The organism is Streptomyces sp. NPDC104307 (assembly GCF_055584045.1).
Window position 1 is genome coordinate 126,288 of record NZ_JBVJMU010000012.1, and the last position, 10,897, is coordinate 137,184.

The 10,897-nt window shown below is 72.6% G+C and carries 7 protein-coding genes; 2 read left to right on the plus strand and 5 right to left on the minus strand.

The window, feature by feature from the left end; genetic code table 11:
- Positions 1-58: 58 nt before the first annotated feature.
- Positions 59-3,592 (minus strand): transcription-repair coupling factor, encoded by a 3,534-nt coding sequence (gene mfd / locus ACZ601_RS26790; RefSeq protein ID WP_469542463.1) that lies wholly within the window; start codon positions 3,590-3,592, stop codon positions 59-61.
- A gap of 386 nt (positions 3,593-3,978) precedes the next feature.
- Here mfd and ACZ601_RS26795 point away from each other — a divergent pair, with 386 nt between their 5' ends.
- Positions 3,979-4,989 carry a helix-turn-helix transcriptional regulator gene (locus ACZ601_RS26795; RefSeq protein WP_469542685.1) on the plus strand — a complete coding sequence of 337 codons (1,011 nt, stop codon included), beginning with the start codon at positions 3,979-3,981 and terminating at the stop codon, positions 4,987-4,989.
- Between the two features lie 371 nt (positions 4,990-5,360).
- Here ACZ601_RS26795 and ACZ601_RS26800 read toward each other — a convergent pair whose 3' ends face one another.
- A complete protein-coding gene (locus tag ACZ601_RS26800; protein ID WP_469542466.1) occupies positions 5,361-6,626 on the minus strand; it encodes an amidohydrolase in 1,266 nt (421 codons plus the stop codon).
- Between the two features lie 208 nt (positions 6,627-6,834).
- Here ACZ601_RS26800 and ACZ601_RS26805 point away from each other — a divergent pair, with 208 nt between their 5' ends.
- Entirely contained in the window at positions 6,835-7,011 is a 177-nt protein-coding gene (locus ACZ601_RS26805; protein ID WP_390089589.1) for a thiazolylpeptide-type bacteriocin, read from the plus strand.
- A gap of 99 nt (positions 7,012-7,110) precedes the next feature.
- On the opposite strand, the gene ACZ601_RS26810 is transcribed toward ACZ601_RS26805, so the two are convergent.
- Genes ACZ601_RS26810 through ACZ601_RS26820 form a run of 3 tightly spaced genes read right to left on the minus strand, consistent with a single transcriptional unit; the run spans position 7,111 to position 10,858 of the window.
- Positions 7,111-9,099: a TOMM precursor leader peptide-binding protein gene (locus ACZ601_RS26810; protein WP_469542469.1), complete on the minus strand. Its 1,989-nt coding sequence runs from the start codon at positions 9,097-9,099 to the stop codon at positions 7,111-7,113.
- Positions 9,096-9,851 carry an ABC transporter permease gene (locus ACZ601_RS26815; RefSeq protein WP_440579049.1) on the minus strand — a complete coding sequence of 252 codons (756 nt, stop codon included), beginning with the start codon at positions 9,849-9,851 and terminating at the stop codon, positions 9,096-9,098. The genes ACZ601_RS26810 and ACZ601_RS26815 overlap by 4 nt, the downstream gene beginning before the upstream one ends.
- Positions 9,852-9,901: 50 nt before the next feature.
- Entirely contained in the window at positions 9,902-10,858 is a 957-nt protein-coding gene (locus ACZ601_RS26820) for an ABC transporter ATP-binding protein (protein ID WP_440579051.1), read from the minus strand.
- Positions 10,859-10,897 lie beyond the last annotated feature (39 nt).

Consider the following 10,897-nt stretch of genomic DNA (forward strand, 5'->3'; position numbering starts at 1 on the left):
GGTGCGGCCCCGCAGCCCGCCCGTGAGGAGGCGGGCTCCGGCCCCGCAGTCCGACCCCTCACGACCCCAGGATCGTCGTCAGGAACTCCCCCGTCCACGCCAGGAGTTCGCGGCCCACCACCGGCTTGCCGCCGATCCGGCCGGCCGTCGGGCGCGGGACCAGGATCTGGTGGAGGGCCGGCTTGATGATCGTCTTGGGGTGGAGGCGCTTCAGGCGCAGCTCCTGCGACTCGCGCAGCTCCACCGGGGCGAAGCGGATGTTCTGGCCCTGGAGCACGATGTCGCTGACGGCGCAGGCGCGGGCCAGCATGCGCAGGCCGGCCACCAGGAGGAGGTTCTCGACCGGCTCCGGGAGCTTGCCGTAGCGGTCGGTCAGCTCCTCGCGGACCGCCCGGATGTCGTCCTCAGAGGTGGCGGAGGCGATCGAGCGGTAGGCCTGGAGGCGGAGCCGCTCGCCGGGGGCGTAGTCGTGCGGGATGTGCGCGTCGACCGGGAGCTCGATCTTGACCTCCGGCGGCGCTTCCTCCTCCTCCGCGCCGCCCTCCAGCGCGGACCGGTAGCCGGCGACCGCCTCACCGACCATGCGGATGTACAGGTCGAAGCCGACGCCCGCGATGTGGCCGGACTGCTCGCCGCCCAGCAGGTTTCCGGCGCCTCGGATCTCCAGGTCCTTCATGGCCACGTACATGCCCGCGCCCATCTCGGTGTGCTGGGCGATCGTGGCCAGTCGCTCGTGGGCCGTCTCGGTGAGCGGCTTCTCCGGCGGGTAGAGGAAGTAGGCGTAGCCCCGGTCGCGGCCACGGCCGACGCGGCCGCGCAGCTGGTGGAGCTGGGAGAGGCCGAAGTTGTCGCCGCGCTCCACGATCAGGGTGTTGGCGTTGGAGATGTCGATGCCGGACTCGACGATCGTGGTGGAGACCAGCACGTCGAACTTCTTCTCCCAGAAGTCCACCACCACCTGTTCCAGGGCCTGTTCGGACATCTGGCCGTGGGCCGTCGCGATGCGGGCCTCCGGGACGATCTCGCGCAGCCGGGCGGCGGCGCGGTCGATCGACTCGACGCGGTTGTGGATGTAGAACGCCTGCCCCTCGCGGAGCAGTTCGCGGCGGATGGCCGCGCCGATCTGCTTCTCCTCGTACGGGCCGACGAAGGTGAGGACGGGGTGGCGCTCCTCGGGCGGGGTGGTGATCGTCGACATCTCGCGGATGCCGGTGACCGCCATTTCGAGCGTACGGGGGATGGGCGTCGCGGACATGGTGAGGACGTCCACGTTGGCGCGGAGCTTCTTCAGCTGCTCCTTGTGCTCGACGCCGAAGCGCTGTTCCTCGTCGACGATGACCAGGCCGAGGTCCTTGAACTTCGTCTCGGAGGAGAAGAGCCGGTGGGTGCCGATGACCAGGTCGACGGAGCCCTCGCGCAGCCCTTCGAGCGTCGCCTTGGACTCGGTCTCCGACTGGAAGCGGCTCAGCGCCCGTACGTTGACGGGGAACTGGGAGTACCGCTCGGTGAACGTGCCGAAGTGCTGCTGGACCAGGAGGGTAGTGGGGACGAGGACGGCGACCTGCTTGCCGTCCTGGACCGCCTTGAAGGCCGCGCGCACCGCGATCTCCGTCTTGCCGTAGCCGACGTCACCGCAGATCAGCCGGTCCATGGGCACGGACTTCTCCATGTCCTCCTTGACCTCGGCGATGGTGGAGAGCTGGTCGGGCGTCTCCGCGTGCGGGAAGGCGTCCTCCAGTTCGCGCTGCCAGGGGGTGTCCGGGCCGAAGACGTGGCCGGGGGCCGCCATCCTGGCCGCGTACAGCTTGATCAGGTCGCCGGCGATCTCCTTGACGGCCTTCTTGGCGCGGGCCTTCGTCTTGGTCCAGTCGGCGCCGCCGAGCCGGTGCAGGGTGGGCGCCTCGCCGCCGACGTACTTGGTGACCTGCTCCAGCTGGTCGGTCGGGATGTAGAGCCGGTCACCGGGCTGGCCGCGCTTGGCGGGGGCGTACTCGACGAGGAGGTACTCGCGGGTGGCGCCCTGCACCGTGCGCTGCACCATCTCGATGTAGCGGCCCACGCCGTGCTGCTCGTGGACGATGTAGTCGCCGGTCTCCAGTGTCAGCGGGTCGATGCTCTTGCGGCGGCGGGCCGGCATCCGGCCCAGGTCCTTGATGGCGGTGCGCTGGCCGGTCAGGTCGGTCTCGGTCAGGACGGCGAGCTTGAGCTCGGGGTCGACGAAGCCGTAGTCGATGGCCCCGCAGGAGACGTGGACCAGGGCCGGCGAGATCTCGCCCAGGTCCGGATCGAGACGGGCCGGGATGCCCTCGCCGCCCAGCACCTCGACGGTACGGGAGGCGAGGCCCTGGCCCTCGGTGACGTACACCGTGCGCCAGCCGTGGGACAGCCAGCCCTTGGTGTCCGCGAGCGCGCGGGCGGTGTCGCCCCGGTACGACTCCGGGGCGTGCATCCGTAGCTTGAGGGTGTCCTCGTCCACCTCGTCGTCGGCGGCGAACGGGGAGATCGACCACCACATCATCTCCAGCTCGCGAGCCCGGTCGCGGACGTCAGCGATGCCGCGCAGCGAGGCCGCGCCGACGTCGATCGGGGCCTCGCCGCCGCCCGCGGTGGCCGCCCACGACGCCTGGAGGAACTCCTGGCTGGTGGCGACCAGGTCCGCGGCCCTGGTGCGGACCCGCTCGGGGTCGCAGACCACGGCCATCGAGCCCTCGGGCAACACGTCGATCAGCAGTTCCATGTCGTCGACGAGGACCGGGGCGAGCGACTCCATGCCCTCCACCGCGATGCCCTCGGCGATCTTGTCGAGGAGTTCGCCCAGCTCGGGGTGGCGTTCCGCGAGCGCGGCCGCCCGCTCGCGGACCTGGTCGGTCAGCAGCAGCTCACGGCAGGGCGGCGCCCACAGTCCGTGCTCGGCGATCTCCAGGGACCGCTGGTCGGCGATCTTGAAGTACCGGATCTCCTCGACGTCGTCGCCCCAGAACTCCACCCGAAGGGGGTGTTCCTCGGTCGGCGGGAAGACGTCCAGGATGCCGCCGCGCACCGCGAACTCGCCGCGCTTCTCGACCAGCTCCACCCGCGAGTACGCGGCGGCCGCGAGCGCCTCGACCGTCTCCCCCAGGTCGGCGCTCTGGCCGATCCGCAGCGCCACGGGCTCCAGGTCACCGAGCCCCTTGACCTGCGGCTGGAGCACGGAGCGCACCGGTGCGACGACGACGGAGACCGGCCCGGTCTCCGGGTCGTCCTGCCGGGGGTGCGCCAGGCGCCGCAGCACGGCGAGGCGGCGGCCCACGGTGTCGGAGCGGGGCGAGAGCCGCTCGTGCGGCAGCGTCTCCCAGGACGGGTACTCCGCGACCGTGTCCGGCGGCAGCAGCGTGCGCAGCGCCGCCGCGAGGTCCTCGGCCTCGCGTCCGGTCGCGGTGACGGCGAGCACGGTCCGCCCGGCGTCCTTGGCCAGCGCCGCCACCGCGAAAGGCCTGGCGGCAGGCGGTCCCACCAGGTCGATGTGCATCCGGTGGCCGTCCCCGGCGGCCTTCACCGCTTCGGACAGCGCCGGGTCACGTACGACGACATCCAGCAGACCGTGCAGGCTCATGAAGGGCTTCCGTCCGGGGTAACGAGGTCGAGGGTCCGGCAGCCGGCTGCTGCCAGGGGCAACGCGAAGGGCCCGACACGTGTGAGGGGCGGTCTCCGGACTGATCCGGACAGCACCCCACGGGCGGGCCGGGGTGCTGTCCAGCCTACGGCTCCGGCCGGACAGCCGCTTCCACGACCGGGGACGGGCGGGGCCGTACGGCGGGATTACGCCACTCGTGGACGGGCATGGACACTGCCGCGGCGCGTGTGGCAGCGGGTACGCTACCGACCCCGTGAGCCGTTGCCCGAGCAGGGCGGACGGCCCTCGTGGACACGCTCTCGATCAACGGCAATACCCGAAATGTCGGCTGCACATGGACCAGGGACCAGGCAGTGGGGGTATACGTGGGCAAGAACGAGATGTACGTACTCGGGGTTTCCGAGGCCGAGGAAGATGTCTACCGGCACTTCCTGCGCAACCCCGGCGCCGGCACCGACGGCCTGCACCTGCTGCTGCACCTCGACGCGCGGACCTTACACGCCTGCGTCGCCCGGTTACGGGAGCTCGGACTGCTCCACCCCGAGAGCCGCGACGGCAGTCACGATCCGGGGATCTTTCCGACGAATCCGGATATCGCGCTGACCCGGCTGGTCGATCTGCGGCTGAACATCCTCCACCAGGAGCTGCAGCAGGTCACCCGATCACGCCACCTCATTGACGGTCTACGCGCGGAGCAGAGCGGCCGAAGACCGGCCCCTGCGGGGATCGAACAGCTGGAGGGGGTCGACCGGATACGTGACCGGATCGACGACCTCGCCTTCTTCGCCCGGGACGAGATCCTCTCCGTGGAACCGCACACCAGGCTCTCCCCCGAGAGCATCGCCCGCTCCCGCCCCATGGACCTGCGATGTCTGCGCCGCGGCGTACGCATCCGCTCCGTCGTCGCGCGGGCCGCGCTGGAGGATCCGCCGACCGCCGCCCATCTGCGGGAGCTGGCCGCGCACGGCGCCGCGATCCGGGTCACGTCCGACACCACGGAACGGCTGCTCGTGTACGACCGCCGGACCGCCCTCGTCCCGCTGGACCCGCGCGACCCCCTGCGCGGCGTACTGCTCGCCCAGCGCACCGGCCTGGTCTCCAACATCGTCGCCCTCTTCGAGAAGATCTGGGACCAGTGCGTGGACCTCGCACACGCCGATGACGAGGGCGGCGACCCGGCGGACACGGCGCTGTCCGGAGCCGAGCGGCGGGTGCTCGTATCGATGTGCACCGTGGGAAAGGACGAGGCGGGCGCCCGTGAGCTGGGCGTCTCGGTACGGACGTACCGGCGTCATGTCGCCGAGCTGATACAGATGCTCGGCGCGTCGAGCCGGGCCCAGGCGGCGCTGCTGGCGCGGGAGCGCGGGTGGGTATGACACTCCCCCGGACCGTTCGCCCGGCCCTCCTCCGCCCAGCCCCCCTTCCCCCGGCTCCCCCACCGTCCAGCCCGCCAGTGCCCGGTCGGCCAGGGCTCCGCGTACCGCGCGGCGGACCTCGCCCCGGTCCGCCGACGGCCCCGGCGCGATCCGCAGCACGATCCGGTCCGACGTGACGGACCGCGGCGCGCAGTCCCAGTGCGGCGGCAGCAGGCTCAGCAGGCGCAGGACGGTGGTGCCGCCGGCCGGTGCGGTGCGGTCGACGCGCACGGCCACCAGGTCGGCATGGGCGGGTGCGTCTTCCGGGACATGGCCGCGGACCGGGTCCGTACGGTCCGTGCCGTGGCCGTGCTCCCGCCCGGCCCCGCCCATCACCGGGCGCCCCCCTCGCCGTCCAGGATCCGCCGGGCGGCCGACGCCATCGCCGCGATCCCGGCCGGCAGCGCGGTACTGAGGTCGGGGGCGAACTCCGGTGCGTGGTTGGCCGGTACGGGCGGTCCGCCGGCTCTGGCCGCACGCCACGGCCCGGCCCCGGTGACCCCGAGCATCCAGTACACCGTCGCCACCCCCTGTTCCCCGAACCACGCGAAGTCCTCCGTGGCCGTGAGGGGCCCGCAGTCCAGGACCCGGACCGGCCCGAAGAGGTCCTCGTGCGCCCCGCGCACGACGGCCGTGGCGGCGGCGTCCGGCGACAGCGCGGGCGACCGCGAGGTGACCGCCAGATCGGGTTCCCGCACACAGCCCGACGCGGCGCACTCCGCCCGCACGATCCGCTCCGCGGCCGCCGCCATCCGGTCCACCACCTGACCCGACAACGCCCTTATACAGAGCGCCAGTTCGGCGGTGTCCGGGATCACGTTGCCGCGCTCACCCGCATGCAGGGAGCCGACCGTCAGCACCGCGTGCTCAGCCGGGGACGTCTCCCGGGACACCACGGACTGGAGCCGCGTGACGGTGGCGGCCGCCAGCAGCACCGGATCGACGGCGAGGTGCGGGGTCCCCGCGTGACCGCCCCTGCCGTACAGCGTGACGTCCAGCGCCGTACTGGCCGCCAGCAGCGGGGTGCGGAAGTCCGCCGCGTGCGCCAGGGTGCCGGCCGGGGCGGGCGAGGTGTGCTGGGCGAGGACGGCGTCCGGGGTGCCGAACCGTTCGTACAGCCCGTCCGCCAGCATCGCCCGCGCACCGAGGAGGGTCTCCTCCGCCGGCTGGCCCACCACCAGCACGGTGCCGCGCCACTCGGAGCGCGTACGGGCCAGCTCGGCCACCGCACCGCCGGCCGCCGCGAGATGGAGGTCGTGGCCGCAGGCGTGCATCACACCGGGCACGGTGCTCGCGTAGGCCAGGCCGGTCCGCTCGGTCACCGGGAGGGCGTCGAGCTCGGCCCGGATCATCACCGTGGGCCCCTCTCCGTTGCGCAGCACGCCGACGAGACCGTGGCCGCCGCCGACCCCCCGGGTGACCGTGCAGCCGCTCGCCGCCAGCCGGGCCGCGAACCGGTCCGCGGTGTGCCGCTCGGCCCCGGAGAGCTCGGGGTTGGCGTGTACGTCGAGACAGAACTCCAGCGCGGGGCGCAGCACCTCACGGGACACGGCCGGGGGCCGGGGCGGGGCGGGGATCTCCTTCACACGGGCTGGCACAGGGGCTCGCCTCTTCCGCTCGGTAGGTCTCGGTACCGAGCCTGCGCCGCCCGTGCGGCACGAGTCCGGCGTTCCGCTGTCACCGGGTGCCAGCGGGGTGACAGCGAAACCGCGGCCGATCCGACAGCGGCCGGGGCTGGAATGCCAGCAGCGCACGGGAACGGTGCCGGAGAAGCCGGTCCACCCCCATGAACCCGAGGAGAACACCATGGCCCCCAAGACCGAGCTCGCCACCCTCGCCAGCGAGATCCTGGAGCTGGAGTCGGAGACCTTCGAGATCTCGGACTACTCGGACGACGCGGAGGTCGTGCTCGCGGGCTCCACGTCCTGCTCCTCGACGTCGACCTGTTCCAGCACCACCAGCACCACCTCCTGCTGCGCCTGATCCACGCCCGGCCGGCACACACGGCAGCCCCCTCGCGAACCTTGTGCGAGGGGGCTGCCGATGTCATGGGAGATGTCACGGGGGAAGTCGCGGCAGGCGTCACGGGAACGGGTGCGGCACGCGCTTGACCGCGGCCTCCGGAAGTTCGTCCGTGCGCCGGCCGGCCGCCCGCAGCGCGGTCCGCAGCCGGGGCATCAGCAGCGCCCGCTGCCGCGTCCAGCCGAAGTCGAGCGGCAGCAGGCCCGGCACGATCGTGGCGACGGTGTGCAGCCCCATCCGGCGCTGCTCCGGGGTGGTCTGGTCGACGGCGATGACATCGTGCCCGGCGGCGACGAGCCCGTCCCGCAGCAGGTGCAGATCGTCCAGCAGGTCCCCGGTGCGCGGCCGCCGCACCTGCCAGTCGGCGAAGGTCTCGTCCAGGGTCCGTACGCCTGCGGGCTCCAGGTACTCACGGGCATGGGCGGACATGGCGGGCAGCCCGTACAGCTGGGCGTGGTCCTTCAGCTGCCGAACCAGAGTGAAGTCGTCGGCCATGGCGGTGAGTTCACCGATGCGCTCGGTCACCTGGTAGGGCAGGTGCGGGATGTACGTGAGCACTTCGGACAGGGCCGACTCGACGGCTCCCTCCGGGTCGAATCCGGCCGCGGCGGCGAACGAGAGCGTTCCCGGGCCGCCGTCCCGGCGCACGGCGAGCGCCGTGACGACGGGGATGTCCAGGTCCATCCGGGTATCGAAGGCGTGGACGTCGTACCCCTGGAGCCCGGCCCGGTCGATCATGCTGCGGACGGCGGCGGAGCGGCAGCTGTCGAGGTCGATCGCGGTCAGCGGGGTGCGGCCGTACCAGGCGAGGAGGAAGGCGTCCCGCTCGACGAGTTCGAGCAGCCCGAACAGGATCGCCTCGTGCAGACTGCCGCCGGTGGCGCACCCGTTGGAGCATTCGAAGACGAAGTTGTCGGCCTCCACACCGGCGCTGTAATGGGCCAGCCTGGCGGGTACGAGGACGGGGCGGTCGCCGCGCAGGGAGTGCGCCCACACCCACGGGATGGGCCGGTCCGGGTCGAACGGGGAGACCATCGGGTCGTCCGCGTAGGTCCGCGGGTCGTAGAAGCCGCAGTCGGCGGGGTTCAGGGCCCGGTCCGCGAGGTTGTTCCAGCTGTCGAGCACCGGTGAGGTGCCGCGTCGGCGGGTGGTGCCCGCGTACCGTTCCAGGCCCTCCAGGTGCGCGAGGACGCGGCTGGTGGCATAGCTGTTGGCCTGGCCGCTCCACGTCACGTCGTTGAGACCGGCGTAGCCGCGTACGAAGTGCGTACCGGCGACCGGGGCGGTGGTGGTGGACGTCGGGTTGATCCAGGTGTCGGCTCCGAGGGCGCCGCACACCGGGTTGGCGAGCGCGGCCGTGGGCAGCGCGTAGGAGCCGAGGGAGCGCAGCCGGTAGCCGTCCGGGTCCGGTTTGGGCGCCGGGCCCAGCGTCATCCGGGCCGCGTCCGCCGTGTCCGGGACCTCGTGGACGCAGTGCGGGCACAGGGGTTCGGGCAGCAGCGGGAAGGTGGCGGTGGCCAGGGTCACCAGATCGATCCGGGTGACCCTGGGCAGCGCCCGGTCGGCGGCGGCCGCCTCCGGGGTGTCGTGGCCGCCGCCCAGGACCGCGCGGTAGACGGCCCAGGCCGCGTCCACGGCGTACTCCGTGAGTACCGGCCAGTGCGCGGCGCCGTGCGGTGCGCGGCCGAGTTCCAGCGCCTCGCGCTCCGAGCGGCTGCGCAGCCGCTGCCAGCGCATGGCGAGGCACTGCCCGCAGGCGGTGGCGTTGGCGTCGCCGCCCCAGGGGCCGATGAGGACGGCCCGTGAGGTGAGCTGGACGTTGGCGGCCGGGCGGCTGTCCGCGTACGGGTCGGGGAGTCCGTGCCCGAGGGTGTCGGCGGCCCCCAGCGGGACGACGAGTGGGGCGGGGAGCGTTCCGGGCCCGGGGTGCCGGGCGGACAGCCCGTGCTGGAGTGCGGCGCGGGCCGACTCCAGCGGGCTCTGTCCGGGCAGCGGGCGCGCGGTGGCCGGTGCGGTGGTCACGGTGGTGGTCGCGGTGGCTGTGTTCATGACTTGTTGCTCCAGCGGAAGGTCCGCGCCGCGACCACGCACAGGACGACGGCGAATCCGGCCAGCACTCCGCAGGAGAGCGCGATGTGGCCGGTGGTGCCGTCGCCGGTGAGTGCTCCGGAGATCCCGTCGTTGAGGTAGCGCAGCGGCAGGACGTACGACAGGTTCTGCATCCAGGCCGGCATGGAGTCCAGCGGGAAGAACGAGCCGGACAGGAACGCCATCGGAACCATCAGGCAGTTGGCCACGGCGGCGACCGCCTCCGGGGTGCCGGCGCTGCTGCCGACGATGACCCCGATCGCGAGGAAGGCCGTGATGCCGATGACCAGCACCGGCAGGACGAGCGGCCAGCGGGCGGCCGGCTGGAGGCCGAACACCGGCAGCAGGGAGACCGAGACGAAGAGCACGGCCTGCACGGCACCGATGCCGGTCGCCAGGACGTAGCGGGAGGCGAGGACGGCGGAGAGCGGGGTCGGGGTCATCCGGATGAGCCGCAGGACGTCGTCGCGCCGCCACTGCATGAGCGTGAAGCCGACGCTGAAGACGGCCGCGTTCCCGATGCCCCAGGACAGCACCCCGGGGGCGATGTAGTTGATGTACGGCCTGCCGCTCTCCTCGACCGTCTGGCCGTGGAAGATCAGGCCGAAGACCACCAGGAAGACGAGCGGGAAGGCGAACGTGAAGAAGAGGGTGGTCTTGTCGCGTGTGCAGGCCCGGTATCCGGCCGTGGTCAGCGCGGCGTATGCGCTCATCGGGGTCTCCGTATCGCTGGGAACGGGGTGGCGGGGGGCTGGGCGTCAGGTCAGGGCCGGTTCTCGCCCGTGAGCTTCAGGTAGACGTCCTCAAGGCTCGCCGTGCGGGTCTGTACGCCCTGGAGGCCGATGAGCCGGTCGATCGCGGACAGCACCCGGCCCGATTCGAGGGTCTCCAGGACGAGTGCCTCGGGTTCCTCCGTGACCCGGTCGACGCCGTCGATCCCGCGCGCCGTCTCCGCGTCCAGGCGGCCCGGCGGGATCAGCAGCCGGGTGGTGGGGCTGGAGCCGGCGATGAGCCGGGCCGGGCTGTCCAGCGCGGCGACGGAACCGTCCACGATGATGGCGACGCGGTCGCAGAGCGCCTCGGCCTCGTCCAGGTGGTGGGTGGTGTAGATGATGGTGCGGCCCGCCCCCTTGAGCTCGCGCAGCACCTGCCACAGATCCCTCCGGGCCTGCGGGTCGAGGGCGGCGGTCGGCTCGTCGAGGAAGATCAGTTCCGGTTCGTGGACCAGCGCGGAGGCGATGGCGAGCCGCTGGCGCCGGCCCCCGGAGAGGTCGCCGACCCGGGTGTCGCCGTGTTCGGTGAGGCCCACGGAGGCCAGGGCGCGTTCGGCCGCCGCGTCGTCCGTCCGGTACAGCGCCGCCACCGTGCGCAGGTGCTCGCGGGCGGTGAGCCTCACGAAGAACGCCGAGCTCTGGGTCTGTACGCCGATCCGGGGCAGCAGCGCGGCGTTGCGCGGCCAGGGGCTGCTGCCGAAGACGGTCACGGTCCCGGAGTCGGCCTTGCGCTGGCCCTCCATGATCTCCACGAGCGTGGTCTTGCCGGCCCCGTTGGGGCCGAGCAGTCCGAAGAACTCGCCGCACGGCACGGTGAGTGACACCCCGTCGACGGCACGGGTCTCGCCGTACCGCTTGTGCACGCCCTCCAGGACGACGGCGGCCGGGTGGTCGCGGTCCGGGCCGGCCTGGGCTCCGGAGGCGGTGGACGGGGCGGTGGGGGTCATGGGCTTCTCCTTGTCCGCCACTGGTCGGCGGGTCGGGCG

What these genes read in the sequence shown, in the direction of transcription:
- mfd (WP_469542463.1), bottom strand. Translation starts at nt 3,592, where the DNA reads ATGAGCCTGCACGGTCTGCTGGATGTCGTCGTACGTGACCCGGCGCTG.
- ACZ601_RS26805 (WP_390089589.1), top strand. Translation starts at nt 6,835, where the DNA reads ATGGCCCCCAAGACCGAGCTCGCCACCCTCGCCAGCGAGATCCTGGAG.
- ACZ601_RS26810 (WP_469542469.1), bottom strand. Translation starts at nt 9,099, where the DNA reads ATGAACACAGCCACCGCGACCACCACCGTGACCACCGCACCGGCCACC.
- ACZ601_RS26815 (WP_440579049.1), bottom strand. Translation starts at nt 9,851, where the DNA reads ATGAGCGCATACGCCGCGCTGACCACGGCCGGATACCGGGCCTGCACA.
- ACZ601_RS26820 (WP_440579051.1), bottom strand. Translation starts at nt 10,858, where the DNA reads ATGACCCCCACCGCCCCGTCCACCGCCTCCGGAGCCCAGGCCGGCCCG.